Origin of the sequence: Hymenobacter aranciens, from assembly GCF_030580865.1 — a bacterium.
Classification (GTDB): domain Bacteria; phylum Bacteroidota; class Bacteroidia; order Cytophagales; family Hymenobacteraceae; genus Hymenobacter; species Hymenobacter aranciens.
On the sequence record NZ_JAUQSY010000003.1, the window covers coordinates 313,951 to 330,475 of the forward strand.

At 60.2% G+C, this 16,525-nt stretch carries 20 protein-coding genes; 9 read left to right on the plus strand and 11 right to left on the minus strand.

The window, feature by feature from the left end; genetic code table 11:
• Window positions 1–103: 103 nt before the first annotated feature.
• Window positions 104–961: an aldo/keto reductase gene (locus Q5H93_RS05840; protein ID WP_305005563.1), complete on the minus strand. Its 858-nt coding sequence runs from the start codon at window positions 959–961 to the stop codon at window positions 104–106.
• 272 nt (window positions 962–1,233) lie between these two features.
• Here Q5H93_RS05840 and Q5H93_RS05845 point away from each other — a divergent pair, with 272 nt between their 5' ends.
• Window positions 1,234–1,914 (plus strand): RibD family protein, encoded by a 681-nt coding sequence (locus tag Q5H93_RS05845; protein WP_305005564.1) that lies wholly within the window; start codon window positions 1,234–1,236, stop codon window positions 1,912–1,914.
• 19 nt (window positions 1,915–1,933) lie between these two features.
• Here the strand turns inward: Q5H93_RS05845 and Q5H93_RS05850 are convergent, their stop codons facing one another.
• From Q5H93_RS05850 to Q5H93_RS05865, 4 genes are all read right to left on the minus strand, one after another.
• Window positions 1,934–2,830: a helix-turn-helix domain-containing protein gene (locus Q5H93_RS05850; RefSeq protein ID WP_305005565.1), complete on the minus strand. Its 897-nt coding sequence runs from the start codon at window positions 2,828–2,830 to the stop codon at window positions 1,934–1,936.
• 140 nt (window positions 2,831–2,970) lie between these two features.
• Window positions 2,971–3,447, minus strand: coding sequence for a (R)-mandelonitrile lyase (locus tag Q5H93_RS05855; protein ID WP_305005566.1), 477 nt, complete (start codon window positions 3,445–3,447; stop codon window positions 2,971–2,973).
• A gap of 59 nt (window positions 3,448–3,506) precedes the next feature.
• Entirely contained in the window at window positions 3,507–4,079 is a 573-nt protein-coding gene (locus Q5H93_RS05860; RefSeq protein WP_305005567.1) for a sugar O-acetyltransferase, read from the minus strand.
• Window positions 4,080–4,082: 3 nt separating this feature from the next.
• Window positions 4,083–4,808: a carboxymuconolactone decarboxylase family protein gene (locus Q5H93_RS05865; protein WP_305005568.1), complete on the minus strand. Its 726-nt coding sequence runs from the start codon at window positions 4,806–4,808 to the stop codon at window positions 4,083–4,085.
• 353 nt (window positions 4,809–5,161) lie between these two features.
• On the opposite strand from Q5H93_RS05865, the gene Q5H93_RS05870 reads away from it, so the two are divergent.
• Together Q5H93_RS05870 and Q5H93_RS05875 are read left to right on the plus strand one after the other, a co-directional pair.
• Window positions 5,162–5,455 carry a hypothetical protein gene (locus Q5H93_RS05870; protein WP_305005569.1) on the plus strand — a complete coding sequence of 98 codons (294 nt, stop codon included), beginning with the start codon at window positions 5,162–5,164 and terminating at the stop codon, window positions 5,453–5,455.
• 66 nt (window positions 5,456–5,521) lie between these two features.
• Complete coding sequence (locus Q5H93_RS05875; protein WP_305005570.1) at window positions 5,522–7,672, plus strand: xanthine dehydrogenase family protein molybdopterin-binding subunit; 2,151 nt, start codon at window positions 5,522–5,524, stop codon at window positions 7,670–7,672.
• Between the two features lie 176 nt (window positions 7,673–7,848).
• Here the strand turns inward: Q5H93_RS05875 and Q5H93_RS05880 are convergent, their stop codons facing one another.
• The 3 genes from Q5H93_RS05880 to Q5H93_RS05890 are packed head-to-tail and all read right to left on the minus strand — an operon-like array spanning window position 7,849 to window position 9,431.
• Window positions 7,849–8,223 (minus strand): cupin domain-containing protein, encoded by a 375-nt coding sequence (locus Q5H93_RS05880; RefSeq protein WP_305005571.1) that lies wholly within the window; start codon window positions 8,221–8,223, stop codon window positions 7,849–7,851.
• Between the two features lie 5 nt (window positions 8,224–8,228).
• Window positions 8,229–9,185 carry a GNAT family N-acetyltransferase gene (locus tag Q5H93_RS05885; protein ID WP_305005572.1) on the minus strand — a complete coding sequence of 319 codons (957 nt, stop codon included), beginning with the start codon at window positions 9,183–9,185 and terminating at the stop codon, window positions 8,229–8,231.
• Between the two features lie 9 nt (window positions 9,186–9,194).
• Entirely contained in the window at window positions 9,195–9,431 is a 237-nt protein-coding gene (locus Q5H93_RS05890) for a Kazal-type serine protease inhibitor family protein (RefSeq protein WP_305005573.1), read from the minus strand.
• A gap of 215 nt (window positions 9,432–9,646) precedes the next feature.
• On the opposite strand from Q5H93_RS05890, the gene Q5H93_RS24155 reads away from it, so the two are divergent.
• Both Q5H93_RS24155 and Q5H93_RS05905 read left to right on the plus strand, forming a co-directional pair.
• A complete protein-coding gene (locus Q5H93_RS24155) occupies window positions 9,647–10,081 on the plus strand; it encodes a CsbD family protein (protein ID WP_369810989.1) in 435 nt (144 codons plus the stop codon).
• Window positions 10,082–10,195: 114 nt separating this feature from the next.
• Window positions 10,196–10,519 carry a YtxH domain-containing protein gene (locus tag Q5H93_RS05905; RefSeq protein ID WP_305005574.1) on the plus strand — a complete coding sequence of 108 codons (324 nt, stop codon included), beginning with the start codon at window positions 10,196–10,198 and terminating at the stop codon, window positions 10,517–10,519.
• Window positions 10,520–10,830: 311 nt separating this feature from the next.
• On the opposite strand, the gene Q5H93_RS05910 is transcribed toward Q5H93_RS05905, so the two are convergent.
• Window positions 10,831–11,871 carry an RtcB family protein gene (locus Q5H93_RS05910; RefSeq protein ID WP_305005575.1) on the minus strand — a complete coding sequence of 347 codons (1,041 nt, stop codon included), beginning with the start codon at window positions 11,869–11,871 and terminating at the stop codon, window positions 10,831–10,833.
• A gap of 260 nt (window positions 11,872–12,131) precedes the next feature.
• On the opposite strand from Q5H93_RS05910, the gene Q5H93_RS05915 reads away from it, so the two are divergent.
• From Q5H93_RS05915 to Q5H93_RS05930, 4 genes are all read left to right on the plus strand, one after another.
• Window positions 12,132–12,575 (plus strand): hypothetical protein, encoded by a 444-nt coding sequence (locus Q5H93_RS05915; RefSeq protein WP_305005576.1) that lies wholly within the window; start codon window positions 12,132–12,134, stop codon window positions 12,573–12,575.
• An 85-nt stretch (window positions 12,576–12,660) separates the two neighbouring features.
• Window positions 12,661–13,314: a hypothetical protein gene (locus Q5H93_RS05920; protein ID WP_305005577.1), complete on the plus strand. Its 654-nt coding sequence runs from the start codon at window positions 12,661–12,663 to the stop codon at window positions 13,312–13,314.
• A gap of 59 nt (window positions 13,315–13,373) precedes the next feature.
• The gene (locus Q5H93_RS05925) at window positions 13,374–14,093 is read left to right on the plus strand and encodes a sensor histidine kinase (protein ID WP_305005578.1); all 720 of its coding nucleotides are present in this window, start codon (window positions 13,374–13,376) and stop codon (window positions 14,091–14,093) included.
• Window positions 14,094–14,098: 5 nt separating this feature from the next.
• The gene (locus tag Q5H93_RS05930) at window positions 14,099–14,773 is read left to right on the plus strand and encodes a response regulator transcription factor (RefSeq protein ID WP_305005579.1); all 675 of its coding nucleotides are present in this window, start codon (window positions 14,099–14,101) and stop codon (window positions 14,771–14,773) included.
• Here Q5H93_RS05930 and Q5H93_RS05935 read toward each other — a convergent pair.
• Window positions 14,768–15,487 carry a copper homeostasis protein CutC gene (locus Q5H93_RS05935; protein ID WP_305005580.1) on the minus strand — a complete coding sequence of 240 codons (720 nt, stop codon included), beginning with the start codon at window positions 15,485–15,487 and terminating at the stop codon, window positions 14,768–14,770. The genes Q5H93_RS05930 and Q5H93_RS05935 overlap by 6 nt on opposite strands.
• Window positions 15,484–16,503: a glycosylasparaginase gene (locus Q5H93_RS05940; protein ID WP_305005581.1), complete on the minus strand. Its 1,020-nt coding sequence runs from the start codon at window positions 16,501–16,503 to the stop codon at window positions 15,484–15,486. The genes Q5H93_RS05935 and Q5H93_RS05940 overlap by 4 nt, the downstream gene beginning before the upstream one ends.
• Window positions 16,504–16,525: the final 22 nt, after the last annotated feature.

Genomic DNA, 16,525 nt, shown 5'->3' on the forward strand with positions numbered 1-16,525 from the left:
TTGGGGTGGAAAGGTTAACTAACAGAATGTCATGCAAGGCATAGCATGACGTTCTGTTAGTCGTTATTTGCGCTGCTTACGGCTTATTTGCGCTGCTTACGGCTTATTTGCGCTGCTTACGGCCCAGCTCGCCCAGCCACTTCACGATTTTCGGGTCACGATGGTCGAAGAACACGCTGGCCCCGGTATCCAGGGTCTGGACGGCGGCCATATCCTCAGTGCTCAGCTCGAAGTCGAACACCTGGAAATTCTCGGCGATGCGCTCCGGTCGCACCGATTTCGGAATCACCACCACGCCGCGCTGCGTCAGCCAGCGCAGGATAATCTGGGCCACGGTGCGCTGGTACTTGCCGGCCAGTGCCGCCAGCAACTCATTGTTGAACATGTTATTCCGACCTTCGGCAAATGGTCCCCACGACTCAATCTGTACCTTGTTCTCGGCCAGGAACTGCTGCGTCTCCACTTGCTGGTGAAAGGGATGGGTTTCAATCTGATTCACCGCCGGTGCCACCTCGTGGTGCACGATGAAGTCCATCACCCGGTCGGGCGGGAAGTTGCTGACGCCGACGGCCTTCACGCGGCCTTCGCGGTAAAGCTCTTCCATCGCCCGCCAGGCCCCGTACACGTCGCCGAAAGGCTGATGAATGAGGTACAAGTCCAGGTAGTCGAGCTGCAGCTTCTGGAGTGACAACTCAAAAGCGGGTTTGGCGTCCTCGTAGCTGGCATCTGAAACCCATAGTTTGGTGGTGATAAACAGCTCCTCGCGCGGCACGCCGCTTTTCTTAATTGCGTTGCCTACGGCCTCCTCGTTGCCATAGACAGCGGCCGTGTCAATCAGCCGGTAGCCGGCGCGCAGGGCGGCCAGCACGCTGGCTTCGCACTCGGCGGCGTCCGGAATCTGGTACACGCCGAAGCCCAGTAGGGGCATTTCGACGCCGTTGTTTAAGATGACGGTTTGCATGATGGTTTTCTGGATTGATGAATAAGCAAGGGTTGCGTTTTTAGGCGGCTGCACTTGCGGTAAGTGCTGCGGCTGCTATGCCTAGCCGTCAGCCGTTACGCGGCCGGGCGCCGGGGAGGTTCTACGCTACAAAGGTCCCCCAGTCCGAACCGCCCGGAAACAACGATTCAAACCGATACTTATAAAATTCAAACAGCTACCCGGCTGCCAGCAACGGCTGCTGGCCCCGGCGCGTACCGAAAATCCGCAGTTCAGAACTTATCCCTACTTCTATGAAGCCCCACATCATCTGCCACATGGTAACCTCGCTCGACGGCCGCATCATCACCAGCCGCTGGGGCCCGAAACCCAATACCAAAGCCTACGAAACTACTGCCGCTACCTTCGATTCACAGGCCTGGCTTTGCGGCCGGGTGACGTTCGAAAAAGACTTCACTAATGGTCTGGCGCCCGACCTGCAGCCCGGCGCCACCGTGCCCGACCGCCACGATTTCGTGGCCGATAAAGCCGCCACCTCCTTCGCCATTGCCATCGACGCGCACGGCAAGCTGGGCTGGGAGTCGGCTTACATCGACGACGACCACATCATCAGTGTGCTCTCTGAGCAAGTTGGCGACGAGTACCTGGCCTACCTGCGCCGCGTGGGCGTGTCGTATATTTTCGGAGGAATCAAGGAGCTGGATTTTAAGCTGGTGCTCGACAAGCTGGGCCGGCTGTTTCCCATCAAAACCATTCTGCTCGAAGGCGGTGGCCACGTCAATGGCTCCTTGCTCAAGGCCGGCTTAGTTGATGAATTGAGTCTGCTGCAATACCCCGTCATCGACGGAGCGGCCAGCTCGGCGGCAGTGTTTGAGCAGGGCGAGCAGCCCGGCCCGCCGGCCGCGCTCCTGTTGAAGCACGTGGAGCAGTTGCCCGACGGCCTCGTGTGGCTGCGCTACGATGTGGTGAAGTAAGACGCAAGATATTGCGTCTCTACCCCGCCTGCCGGAACGCCAGCGGCGCCAGGCCGGTGTGCTTCTTGAAGAAGCTGTTGAAGTACGTGGCGTACTCGAAGCCCAGGCTGTCGGCGATGTCGCCCACGCTCCAGTCGGTGTGGTGCAGCAGCACCTTGGCCTCGCTAATGAGCCGCTCAGCGATGTGCGTGGTAGTAGTTTTGCCGGTCACGTCCTTCACCGAGCGGTTGAGGTGATTGACGTGCACGGCCAGACGGTCGGCGTAGTCCTGGGCGTTTTTCAGGATGGGCTCGTGCAGCTGCTGCGTTATCGGAAACTGCACTTCCAGCAGCCGCAAAAACAGGTTGGTGATGCGCTCGGCCGCGTTGGTGGGCACGGCCGGCAGGGCACTGACGGGCGTCATGCGCGTGGCCTCGTGGATGATGATGGACAGCTGATTGCGCAGCAAGTCGTACTTGTGCGGGTAGTCGGTGCCGAGGTCGCGCCGCATGCGGGCAAAGCCTTCAGCGAAGTAGTTCAGCTGCTCCTCATTGAGGTAATACACCGGGTTGCCATCTACCTTATACAGCACCGAATCCTTGAGGCTGACGCCACGCATGGCCGAGTGCAGAAACGGCTCGGTGAAGCCGCAGATGTAGCCCTGCTGCTCGCCGGTGCCCTCCACGGCCTCCCAGGAGTAGGGCACCAGGCGGTTGGTAAACACCAGCGCGGGCCGGTCGATGGCGTAGCTGCGGGTGGCGTAGTGCAGCTCGTTGGCGCCCTCCACCACCAGCATCACCTTGAAATGGTCGCGTCGGTCGAATCTGGCCATGCCGCAGCGGGCTTCCTCCATCGTCACCACGTTGATTTCTTGGTGCAGAACGGGAGTAAACGGCGGAGTGGCGTTGCGCTGGAGGGTTGGGATGTTTTCGGCCATTGGGGTGTGCAGGGCCTGCAATGGCAGGCGCTTACAAGCATAACCCCTAACGGCCCGGAGCGTTCGAAAGTTAACTGATTTTATAGGCAGACGGCCCATAAACAGGAGTGGTTTTCTGCCATCCATTTTATGGAAGCAGCCTATTTATAGCTTCGGTATTCCTGGTCGGTTACGGCCCGGCCCCAGTTCACAATGCCTTTGTCGGTGTTCACATTCAGGGCAATGTGCGTCATGGCTTGCTGGGGTGAGGCGCCGTGCCAGTGCTCCACGCCCGGCTGGCATTTCACCACCTCGCCCTGGCGTAGCAGCCGCACGGGCTGGCCCTTTTCCTGGTAGTAGCCCAAGCCCTCGGTAACCAGCAGAATCTGGCCGGCGGGGTGGCGGTGCCAGTGCGAGCGGGCGCCCGGCTCAAACGTGACGCTGCCGCCAGTGCAATTGAAGGCCGGCTCGTCTTTTATCAACGGGTACAAATACACAGTGCCGGTGAAATTGGCGGCCGGGGCGCGCTCGCCCTTGGGAAAAGGGTTTTGGGTAGGTTTTGCCGGTGCTTTCGGGGCGGTCTGGGCGTAGGTAGTGAGGCCGAAGAGAATGGTAGCGACGAGGACGAAGGTTTTCATAAGGGCTAGAGAATTTTTGACAGAACAGGCTGACAGAACCATGAATAAACAGTCATGCCTTACAGCTTTTTCACCACCCGGGCCGGCACGCCCGCCACGATGCAGTTGTCGGGTACGTCTTTCGTGACCACGGCCCCGGCTGCCACCACGGCGTTTTCGCCGATGGTTACGCCCGGCATCACCGTGGCATTGGCCCCGAGCCAGGCGTGCCGTTTGATGACGATGGGCCGGGAGTAAGTGCTGCGCCGCTCGGCGGGGTCCAGCGGGTGGTTGGTGGTGATGAGGTTGACTTTGGGGCCAATCAGGGCGTTGTCTTCCAGGGTGATGCCGCCCCGGTCCATAAACGTGCAGGCGTGATTCACGAACACGTTGCGGCCCAGTTGAATGTTGTGGCCGAAATCGGTGTAAAAGGGCGGTATCAGGAAAAACGTGTCGTCCACCGGTTTGTTAATCAGCTCGCTGAATAGCTGGTTGACCTGCGCATTGTCATCCACCCGCATGGCATTCAGCTCCGAGGTGAGGCGGATGGCCTTGCGGATAATGGCGTAAATCTGCGGGTACTCGGGGTCGTCGAGTGAAATGTTTTCGCCAGCTAGTTCCCGCTCGAAAATGGTTTTGGTGGGGGCTTGCATACCTTATTTGTTTCTGGTTTCTAATGCCTTGTTCAGTGCCGCCCGGCCAGCCTCGGCTTCCTGGCGGCCGATGGCGGTTTCCTCCAGCGCCAGCAGCTGGCGCAATTGCGGCTCGGTGAGGCCGATATGCAGCCCGATGCCGAGGTGCGACTGCAGCATCGGCTCGACGCCGCCCAGGCTCACCAGGGCCGCGATGGTGGCTAGCTCACGCTCCTGGTACGTGAGCACGTCGCGCTCAAAGATGTCGGCGAAGAGGTGTTCTTTGAGGAAACGGTCGATTTCGGGGCTGAAGGCGTTGGCGCCGGTTTTGGGGTTGGGGTCGGGCCGGCCGGTGAGGGTTTCGAGGATGCGCTGGCCGCGCTCGTACTTTGGGGCGGTGCTGACGATGGGGGAGGCCTCGCGGCCCGGCACGTCTTTTTTGCCCTGGGCCCGGCGCTCGTCGCGCACTTTCAGCAGGGTGTTGAGGCCGTTGAGGCTGCGCGGGAAGCCGCAGTAGGCGTAGAGTTGCACCAGCACTTCTTTGGCCTCGTTCACGGTCAGGCCGGCGTCGAGGCCGGTGGCCAGCGCCTGCTGCAGGTGGGGCAAATCGCCCTTGGCGGTGAGGGCGGCAATGGTGACGATGGACTGCTGCCGCGGCGTGAGCGGCTGGACGGATTGGGCGGGCATGGGCGTTGAAAAGAAAAGGAGCACGGCCACCCGCGCGGCGGTGCCGAAGAGGAAGAATTTCATAGCGAAGAAGGGAACCTGCGCAGGAGCTTCAGCCCCCGCAGATACTACCATGCAAAGGTGATGCGCTCGGAAGCTGGTGGAAAACAGGAATCAAACGGCTTTTTATGAAATTCAAACAGGCGACCCGGCCCGCGGCAGCTAAATGGTAAAGTAGGAGAAGCAGCCCATTACCAGAAAATTAAAATGGGACTGCCTGAGTAAATTGCAGCATGAACGGTCCTCCTACCTCGCCCGCCGCTAGCCTGATTGAGTTGCAGCGCGGCGACGGCAGCACCTACCTCACCGTGGAGCGCAACCGCGCCGAAAACTGGATTCACGCCCGCTGGTAAGGCCCTCAGACCCTGGAATCCATCATGGACGGCGGCCTGACCTACGTGGATATGCTGCGCACCGAGCCCTGCCCCAAGCTGCTCAACGACCACCGCGAGCTCACCGGTGGTTTCACCGAGGCCAACTCTTGGATTGAGCAGGTCTGGACGCCGCTTATTCTGGACGCCGGCCTGCGTCACTTCGCGCAGGTGATGTCACCGGATATTTTCGGGCAGCTGGCCATCGGAAACCTGCAGATGCGCATCGGCGAAGTGTTTGAGATGCGTATGTTTGACCGGCTGGAGACGGCGCAGGAGTGGCTGCGCGGTCAGCCGTAGAAAGCGCGGCTTAAACGCACGCATTTGCCCTTCCGTAGAGCCGACGCTTGCCCATCCCGTCGCTTTATGAACCAACAAATTCCGCCGTCGGCCCACATCGGCCAGCCCCTGCGCCGCGTCGATGGCCACCTGAAAGTAACCGGGCAGGCCCGCTACGCCGCCGAGCATCCAGTGCCCGACTGCGCGCACGGCATATTGGTAACCAGCACCGTGGCCCGGGGCCGCATCCGGCGGCTCGATACGGCGGCAGCCGAGCGGGCGCCGGGCGTGCTGGCCATTGTGTCACATTTGAACGCGCCGAAAGTGCCGGGCTATCAAAGCGCCGAAACCAGTAAAAATCCGCGCGTGGAAGGGCAGGAGTTTCGGGTTTTCTACGACGACCAGATACATTTCAGCAACCAGCCGGTGGCCCTGGCCATTGCCGAAACGCTGGCGCAGGCTCAGCACGCGGCCAGCCTGGTACGGGTGGAATACGAGGCTGCCACCCCTCGAACCGACCTCGCCCAACACGTCACCACCGGCCGCGAACCGGCCAAAGAAAAGGACTACCACCGCGGCCAGCCGCAGGCCTGGCGTACGGCCCCGGTGCGGGTGGAGCAGGAATACCACACGCCCATCCACGTGCATAATCCGATGGAAATGCACGCCGCCATTGCCCTCTGGGAGGGCGATGCGCTGACGGTGTACAACAAAACCCAGGGCCCCAAGCTGGCCCAGGAAGATTTGATGCGCATGTGGCAGCTGCCGGCCGAGAAAGTGCGGGTGCATTCGCCTTTCGTAGGCGGGGCGTTTGGGGGCGCCTCGCGCATCTGGCCGCCGGAAATGGCGGCCATCATAGGCGCCAAAAAAGTGGGCCGGCCGGTGAAGGTGATGGCCCGCCGCGAGCAGGAATTCAACATGGTGGGCTACCGGCCGCAGTCGATTCAGAAAGTGGCCCTCGGCGCCACGGCCGACGGCACCCTGGTGGGCATTACGCACGAAGCGCACGGGCTCACTTCGCAGCACGAGCAGTTTGTGGAGCGCATCCTGCACCCCACCAAAACTTCCTACGCCGTGCCCAACCTCGACGCCACCTACCGCACCGTGGCCCTCGACCTGAGCACGCCCTGCTGGACCCGCGGCCCCGGCGAAACCACCGGCTCCTTCGCCCTCGAATCGGCGATGGACGAGCTGGCCGCGGCCCTCAAAATGGACCCGCTGGCCCTACGCCTGAAGAATTACGCCGACCGTGACCCCGAGAAAAACCAGCCCTGGAGCAGCAAGCACCTGCGCCGCTGCTACGAGCGCGGGGCCGAGCTATTCGGCTGGAAAAGCCGCCCCTTGGCACCCAATACCCTCAAAAACGGCGATTGGCAGGTAGGCTGGGGCATGGCCACCGGCATCTACAAATCGGAGCGCAACCCGGCCACCGCCCGCGCCGTGCTGCGCCCCGATGGCACCCTGCTAGTGCAAAGCGGCACCGCCGACGCCGGCCCCGGCACTGCCACCATCATGACGCAGATTGCGGCCGATGCCAGCGGCCTTGCGCCGGCCGCCATCCGCTTCGAGCTAGGCGATGCCAGCCTGCCACCGGCCCCGCTGCAGGCCGGTTCGCACACTACTACATCGGTAGGCTCGGCGGTGCACGAGGTGTGCACGGCGCTGAAAACGGAGCTGGAAAAGCTGCGCCAGGCCTTGCCTAACGCGACTGATTTGCCAGCGGGCGAAGTGCTGCAGCGCCACCACTTGCCCCAGCTGGAACTGACCCGCGAAGCCAAGCCCGGCCCCGAAGCCAAAGCCTTTTCCGGCAAATCGTTCTGTGCCAACTTCGTGGAAGTGCAGGTGCACACCCTCACCGGCGAGGTGCGCGTGAGCCGCGTGGTGGCCGTGGTGGACGCCGGCCGCGTAATGAACCAGCAAACTGCTCGCAGCCAGGTGCTGGGCTCGGTGGCCTGGGGCATCGGCATGGCCCTGATGGAAGATGCCCGCCTCGACCACCGCTACGGCCGCTTCGTGACTCGCGACTTGGCCGACTACCACCTGCCCGTCAACGCCGACCTGCCGCCCGTCGAAGTCGAGTTCATCAACGAGCCCGACTATATCATCGACCCCATCGGCGCGAAAGGCTTGGGCGAAATCGGCCTCATCGGCTTTGCCGCCGCCGTAGCCAATGCGGTATATCATGCCACCGGCCGGCGCATTCGCGAGCTGCCCATCACGCCCGATAAGCTGGTGTAGCTGTATAACTGGCGCGAGTTCAGCGACGAAGGACCGTAACTCGTGCCGGCTATCATGGGAGGCTGTGTCTCCCCCGTTAGTGCCAATGGAGCGTTCTATTGCGAGGCGCAGCCTCGCCCGAATAAAAGGCACGAGTTACGCTGCGCTAAACTCGCGCCAGTTCTAGCCAGCTCTACCTAGTTCTGCTCTTCCCGGTGCACCGTGGCCGGGCTGAATGCCGGCACGCACACCGACCAGTATTCGCACTCCTCGGCAAACGGGTTGGAATACCGCACCCGCGCGCCGCCCTTAATCAGCAGCGCCTGCCCGGCTGCCAGCTCCACCACCTCGCCGTCAATCTCGAAGCGCTTGCGCCCGCGCACCACGATGGTAAACTCGTCGAACTCCGGCGTTTGGTGCGGCTCGCTCCACTGCGGCGGGGCCACCATGTGCGCCAGGCTGTATTGCGCGTTGCCGGTGCTGGCCAGTCCCACGTGCTCTTCAATGAGCTTGTTGTCGGTCGTGGGCACCACAAAGGGCGCGGGGTTCAGGAAGTAGCGTTTGTCGGCCATCAGGTTTAGGATTTTAGCTTTTCCAGCAGTTGGAACAGCTGGGAATTATATTTCGAAACAAAGAAATAAGGCGTCTGCACCGCCCCAAACCGAGTGCGCATGCGCTCGACCCCCGGCAACATGCTGCCCTCAAAATCAAAGCAATCGAGCCCCAGCACCTCGCTGGCATAGCGAATGCACTCCCACACCAGCAGCAGCCCCGCCCCGCTGCTGCGCAGGGCCGGGTTGTCGCCCGCCAGGTGGTAATAAGCGGCCTGCTTGTCCCAGATTAAATACGCCACTGAATGCACCCGCTGCTCCGCATCCACGGCAAAAAACAACTGCCGGGCCCCGTGCGCCGCCAGCGCCGCATCGTGCCGCTGGAATTGCTCCCAACTATAAGGAATGGCCAGCTTCTGCCGCTCAAAGCTCAGCTTGTTCACCGCATAAAACTGCTCGGCTCCCATGTCGTGCACCACGCGCACCTGCCGCCGTGCTTGCCGGATATCGCGCAGCACATTGGCGCTGATGCCCGCCTCCACTTTTGCCAAATGCTGGATACCGTGCAGGCGGTAGGTGTAGTAAGTGGTCTGCTGGTAGCCCTGCCAGTAAAAAGCCAGCCAGTTGGTCAGCGTCGGGTAAAAATTCTGCTTGAAGGCCGCCAGCCGGGGCAGCCGCTCAATCAAATCGGCCAGAATAATGTGTTCCTGCCGCAAGTCGCCGCGCCACTGCGGCCCAATGTATGGCCCCAGCCACTTCACGAAGGGCGGCATGGTGGCAAAGCGAAACGGGCCTCTTTTTTTGACGAAAAACGGCATTGCCCCACGCACGTCGCCATTCTCACGGCTCAGCACGGCGCTCCACTCCAGGCCCGGGGCGGTGCAGGCGTCGAGGTACCAGGGCTGGGCAAACACCGGAATATCAGGCGTGGCCAGGCAGAAGCTGCGGTAGCCGGGATTGCTGAGCGAGGGGGGCGAAACCACGGTTGGGCTTTATTTGCCGCCGGTGCAGGGGCCGGTGGTGTAGTGCTTCACGCCAGCCCTGCCAGCTGCGCAGGGGTTGCTGTAGGTCATGCCGTCGCAGCCGCACACGGGGTTGTATTCCATAGTGCACATGGCGTCGGGATTTATTTTACTCGGGTCGATGCAATCGGCCGCCGTGTCGGCCGCCGGGCGCTGGCAGCCGGCCAGCAGGCCCGTCGTGAGCAGGAAGAGGCAGAACATTTTCATTGGAGAGGGCTGAAATGAGGAAACGAAACTACGCCCAGCTACGCAAAAATTGCCCACCTTGCCGCCCCGCGTATTTTTTTCGGCCAAGCTCAACCCCGGCCGCCGCCCCCCGTATAGCCTGCCAGACTCAGCGGTCGAATGCCCACAAAATGCGGCATTCCGATTTTGCTGACGTAAACTCGCACATCTTTCTTACCCCTTTCTCTTAAAACACCATGTCGTACAACGAAGACAGCAACGCCGGTAAAATCCTCATCGCTGCCCTGGCTGGTGCCGGCGCAGGCATCATCGCCGGCATCCTGCTGGCCCCGGACAAAGGCTCGGCCACCCGCGAAAACTGGAAGGGCGTTGCCTCCAAATACAGCGGCCAGCTCGGCGAGCAGGCTTCCAAGCTGGGCGCCGACCTTGAATCAAAATTCAAAGGCTACGTTGAGAAGCTCGAAGACCTCGGCGTAACTCTGCCCGGTAGCAGCCTCAACATCAAAGGCAACTGGGACGAAATCAAAGGCAAGCTGAAAGCCCAGTACGCCCAGCTCACCGACGAAGACCTGACCTACGCCGAAGGCAAAGGCGACGAGCTCGTGGGCAAGCTGCAGGAGAAGCTTGGCAAAGGCAAAGCCGAAATTGTGAAACTGATTAACAGCATTTAGGCTGTTAGTGCAGTATAAACGAAGCTCCGCGCCGCAAGGTGTGGGGCTTTTTTGTGCTCAACGCTTTCCGCTGCGCCTACGTACCTGCACATTCACCCTTTCATGCGCAAACCCATGCAAGACAATAAAGGCAAAGTAATTCTGTCGGTGCTGGCCGGGGCCACCGCCGGCATCGTGGCCGGCCTGCTGCTGGCCCCCGAAACCGGCGAGGAAGCCCGCGCCGGCCTGCGCCGCTCGGCCAGCAAGTGGAGCGACGGCCTCGGCAAGCTCTTCAAAACCGGCGGCCATACCAATCCCGACGCCGCCGTGAGCGAAGACAAAGCCGCCGCCGACCGCCTGCTCGAGAACTTCGGCTCCGGCGTGGCCGGCGACCCCACCGAGGTCGGTTCCGACTATGAGGGCAGTGCTACCGATGGCCGACACCGGCCTGTAGCGTAGGTCTTTATTAAAATGCCTGAAAAATAATCAAACTTTTTTCAGGCAAAGTGTAACCCCACTTCGGTGTTCCCGTTAAAGACCATACAACCGGCTTGAAAGAAGACCGAAAGTAAAGTTGACAGCAAAATTGCCCATCGTAGGAGCTTCTGCTGAGGTTTTGGTAAAACAATAATCGCAGCAGCAAAATCAGACGAAACTGGTGTAAGCTTCTGGCAATATCCTCGGTTTGAAGGGTAAGAAGGTTGTAAAAAAGGCCCCGCACGACATTTCGTGTGGGGCCTTTTGAATTTAACGGCAGTTGGTAAGTGCGTTTAGACGCCCGTAAACTTGACCGTGACGATGGGTTGGGTTTCATCGCAGCGAAGTAAATGGGGCTGGGTAGCCAGCAGCGCCGCCGAGTCTTTGTAGGCAAAGTCGAATTCCTGCAGGATGCTGCTGTCGAAGTCGTCCTGCCGGTTGAGCAGCTCCGAAAAGCGTTGCCGGTACTCATCCTTATCCGCTTTTTTGAGCGAATGCCAGAACTTGAGCGTATCGGTGCGGCTATACTGGCGGCCAGCGCCGTGGGCGCAGCTCCAGAGGGCTTTTTCGAGGGCCGTATGCCAGCGGTTAGGCTTCACAATCAGCGAACCGCGACTCATGGAAAGTGGAATGACCACTTCATTGTCGGGCAGTAGCTGCGTGCTGCCCTTGCGGTGGATTACACCGGAGTCTGTAAATTCCAACAGGTTGTGGCAGCTATCGGCGAAAGCGGGCGTGCCGGCCACCACGTAGTGGTTGCGGAGCAGGAAGTCGTAGGTTTTGCGCACAAATTCCTGACGTCGGCTGGCGGCGTAGGCCAGCACGCGGGCATACGCCCGGCGGTAGGCAGGCGTGGCCAACTCCACCGGCAGCCACTCCTGCCCCGGGTTGTGTTGCTGCAGTAGGCGGCAGTTTTCCTGATACATATACACTCCCAGGTTGCGGCTTCCGGTGTGGACGATGATGTACAGGTACTGGTCCGACAGCTCCAGCGACAGGAAGTGGTTGCCGCCGCCCAGCCCCTCGTCGGTCATGCGGTGCACCTCCCGCTCCAGGGCGCGGAAGTGCCGGGCTTTGTCGAAAGGGCGAAGAGCCTCGGACCGGGGAATGCGCAGGTAAGCTACCCCGCAGCCCATGTCTTTGCCAGTTACCAATGGGTAGAATACTTCCGTGGTCTGGAAGGCAACGCCTACGGGAATAGCGCGTTCGGAGCAGTAATGAATATCGGGAAACACGGCAATCCGGCCGATATTCTCTTTTTCCTCGAAAGTGAGAAGGGACTGTAGCGCGTGCTGCTCCACGGCGCTACTATCCGTAAAATAGACTGTTTTCACGGAGTCTTATTTACGAAGTGAAATAAACAGGGCGCGCACCGGGGAGCAGCCGCAGGTAGTGCGCAGTGGTGGGGCCTCAGCAATAGGCCGCTACAAAAGTAAGAAAGAAATGTCGCCGCGTCTGGTATTGCTGCCAGAGGGCAATGCCGCCCCGCCATTTTTTTTAGGGGGCAATTTTGAAAACAGGTGTTTTTACGGGTATCAATCAGGCGGCGGCATTGTTCCTTTGTGTCCTGTTCCAACCTTCTTACTTTTTTCACATGAACAACCAAACCACCAAAGACCTGAATTGGACGCCCTACTCCATTACGCTGGAGGAAGCCCAGCAGCGCGTAACCAATTGGATTGAGCCCGGCCCCGTCACCGTGGACCCCACCAATATGCGGGCCTTCGTGGTGCACCGCGAAGACTTCGTTGAGCTCCTGAATCAGCACGACACCGCTTTTATCCGCATGTACATCGGTATCAAGCCTAAAGAAGGCAGCGATGAAACGGAAGCCTGCCTGTCGCTGGTGTCGGCCGCGCGCCAATCGGAAATTGTTCCCGATGGCGACCCCGAAATCATCGTGGACCTGATTGGCGAAGTCGACGTTATGGGCGAGGTGTTCAACTACGAAATCTACGATTTCTCGCACCCCTGCCCGCCCATGTGCGACATTAGCAGCCCCTTGTTCATTGGCGAGGCCGATGAGCGGTGTGCTTAGGGTTACGTAGCACCACTTTATTCCTAAACGACTGCTTTAAGGCTTGTAAACAGGCTATAAAGCAGTCGTTTATATAACATAGTATATGAGCTGGTTTCTAAAATGGATGGCTAGTAACGGCTCCGTATTTTTACTGGTGTCGAGCGGAATGCTGCTGCTGCGCTGGCGCTATTTGACCAGCTGCCTGCGCTTTGCGGCTCTTTTTATTGGGCTGGCCATTTTAGGCGAAATAGTGTCTTACATCACGGGGCACCTGCTCCATGTGCATAATCTGTACATTCTGCATGGCTACACTATCGTGGAATTTCTGCTCATTGCCCTGTTCTACCGCAGCTTTTTCAACGGGTTTTATCCCCGCTGGCTGGTACCGGCGCTGATAGCCGGCTTTTTATTAATAGCTGCGCTAAGCACAATTTTTTTGCAACAATTAAGTGACAGCAACGCCTACGTACGCGGCCTCGAAAGCCTGCTGGTGATTGGGCTGGCACTGTTGTGCTTCTATAAAATACTGACCGAGTTACTGACCAAACGGCTGGAAAAAGACCCTGTATTCTGGATAAATACCGGCTTCCTGCTCTATTTCGCAGGCAATCTGTTTTTGTTTCTCCTAAGCAATGCCCTGCTGAAACAGCCTCACCAACAGCTTAGCTTTATGGCCTGGGGCCTGCATGCGCTGCTCATGGCCCTAATGCACGTCTTCATTGGCATTGGCTTATGGTTCAGTCCGAATCTGCGTTAGATTTATACGTTTTAATATTTGGTGGAGCGCTGGCTTTGTCATTATTGGTAACGGGGGTAGTGGGTTTTTTGCTGCTCTACCAGCGGCGCGTATCTGAACAGGAACTAGTAGTGAAAAAGCTGGAGCTCAAGATGCAACAGGAGGTGGTGTACCGAACCCTCGATGCCGTAGAGGACGAGCGCAAGCGTGTGGCCCGCGACCTGCACGACGAAATTGGGGCCTCGCTGTCGGCCATGCGGCTGCTGGTAGCACAGCTGCAAAATGCCGTGCCGCCCAGCGAAGAAGTAGCAAGCCTGACAACCCGGTTTAAAAGTGTGATTGACGATACAATCGATAACATTCGCCGGATTTCCAATGACTTGCTGCCGCAGGGCTTGGCCGAACTGGGCCTCACCTACGCCTTGGAAGGCCTCTGCGAAAGCGCAATGGCCCTGGCCGATATCGACGTGACCCTGCGCGCCGACGAAGAGCCCCGGCTGCCCATGCGCACCAGCCTGATAGTGTACCGGCTGGTGCAGGAACTGCTCAATAATGCCATCAAACACGCCGAAGCTACCGAGATTGGGCTGGAGCTGCGCTATACGGCTACCGGGCTGCAGCTGCGCTACGCCGACAATGGGAAGGGCTTTGACTTTGACCAAGCCTACCGGCAACGCAGCTTTGGCCTCAAAAACATTGAGACCCGGGCACGTATGCTACAAGGGCAGGTAGAATTTTACACCAAGCCACAACAAGGCTTGCAAGTAGCTGTTCACATTCCATTAACTACCAATGCTTGAATACCATGGACTTAATTCGCGTAGCTATTGCCGATGACCAAGTGCTGTTTCGCAAGGGCATGGCTGCCATTGTGGATAGCTTCGAAGGCATCCAGACCGTTATTGAGGTTGATAATGGGCTGGAGTTGATAGAGGCATTGGGCGCAGCCGAAGAGAAGCCCCATGTGGCCTTGCTCGACCTGTCGATGCCGGAAATGAACGGCGTGGAAACGACCAAGGTTATTCGCAAGTATTTTCCTGATTTGAAGGTGGTTATTCTGTCAGTGTACGCCGAAGACCGGTTTGTGATACACCTGATGGAGTTGGGCGTGAATGCCTATTTGTTTAAAAATGTGGAACCAGCGGAAGTAGAAAAAGCCATTCGGACGGTGGTGACGAATGAATTCTACTTCAATAATTCGTTCCGGGAAGCCATGAACAACCGAATGCAGGTGAAACGGCCCCGCCGTTTGGCTACCGAAGATTTGTGGTCTGACCTGTCGGCGCGCGAGCGGGACGTGCTGGAACTCATCTGCAAGCAGCGCACCGGGCAGGAAATTGCTGATGAACTGGGAGTAAGTGTCCGTACAGTGGACGGTCACCGGTCAAGTATCCTCGAAAAAACCGGCGCCCGCAATACGGCTGGCCTAGTGCTGTTTGCTATCAAGCACGGGCTGCTCGACCCTTCACAAACGCTATAAGTCGTCGCCGACCCGCCGCAATGCCGCTACCGTAGCCGCGTCGGTTTCCCAGCGCACGGCCGCAAACTCGGCCAGACGGGTGTGGGGCGACGGTGGCAACTGCTGCCGGGCACTGGCATGAAACTCCTGCACTCCGGTGTGCGCCGCCAGTGCTGTCAGATTGGCGGGGCTGATGCCCGCGCCGGGCATGATGTGCAGGCGGCCGGCGGCCTGCTGCACCAGCGCCGCAAGTGCCGCCTGACCCGCCTCGGCGCTGGCCTGCCCGCCAGATGTGAGCAGGCGCTGGCAGCCGGTGGCAATTACATCTTCCAGGGCCTGAGCGAGGTCGGCGCAATCGTCGAAGGCACGATGGAAGGTGACGGGCAGAGAGTGAGCCAGCGCGACCAACTCGCGGCAGCGCGGCACGTCGATGCGGCCGGCAGGCGTGAGGGCGCCCAGCACCACGCCGTCGCAGCCCAGCTCGCGGCAGGCGACGATGTCGGCCTGCATAATAGCCAGCTCATGAGCATCGTACACAAAGTCGCCGGGGCGGGGGCGAATGAGCACGAAAACGGGAATCTGCAGCAGCGCCCGCACCTGCCGGATGAGGCCGTAGGACGGCGTGATGCCGCCCTGCTCCAGGCTCTGGCACAGCTCGATGCGATGAGCACCGCCCGCCTGCGCCGCCAGAGCCGACTGCACCGAATTGGCGCAGATTTCCAGCGTGAAACTCATTTGCGGAGGAAGGCGCTGTCGATGAGGCGGGGCGTGGGGCCGGTGCTCACGGCGTAGTTGAAGCCGGTTTGCAAAGCGTAAGCGCCGGTTTCGCCCTTGGTATTGAGGGCAATGAATGCCACCTGGATGTCGCGCCCCTGGGTGCTTTTGATGGCGTCGAGGCGGCGCATGGTGGCCTCGCAGGCAGCCTGCGGCGAGAGGCCCTGGCGCATGAGCTCCACGATGGTGTGGGCCCCGGCAATGCGAATGACTTCCTCGCCCTGCCCAGTGGCGGCGGCGGCGCCCACGGCCGGGTCGACGAACAGGCCGGAGCCGATGAGCGGCGAGTCGCCCACCCGGCCGTGCATCTTGAAGCGCATGCCGCTGGTGGTGCAGCTGCCGCAGATGCGGCCCTGCGCATCGAGGGCCAGCATGGCAATGGTGTCGTGGTTCTGGCGGCTGGCACCGCCCACGGGGCCGGTTTTGCGGCCCGAGTTTTCGATGTTGGGAATGGGCTTGTACTGGCTGGTTTTCAGCCACTCTTTATAAGCAGCCGTGGCGTCGGAGCTAAGCTTCCGGGGCTCCAGCGGGAAGCCCTGGGCCAGGGCAAACTGCTGGGCGCCCTCGCCCACCAGCAGCACGTGGGGCGTGCGCTCCATCACGCGGCGGGCCACGCTGATGGGGTGCTTGATGCGTTGCAGCGCCGCCACGCCGCCGCAGTTAAACTGCTCGTCCATAATGCAGGCGTCGAGGGTCACGATGCCGTCGCGGTCGGGGTAGCCGTTGAGGCCGACGCAGCAGGTCTGCTCGGTTTCGGTCACCATCACGCCGGCTTCCACGGCGTCGAGGGCGTAGCCACCGCTACCCAGGATGCGCCAGGCGCCGGGGTTGGCCGTGAGGCCGGCGTCCCAAGTGGAAATGACCAGCGGTTGACCTGCCAATGGGGCGGCGGGCAGGGCTACCCCGGTCAGCGGGGCGGCGGCAAGGCCCGCCAGGCCAGCGGCCGAGGCGGTCAGAAATGTGCGGCGGGAAGGCATAGGAAGGCGAAATGGCAGGCAA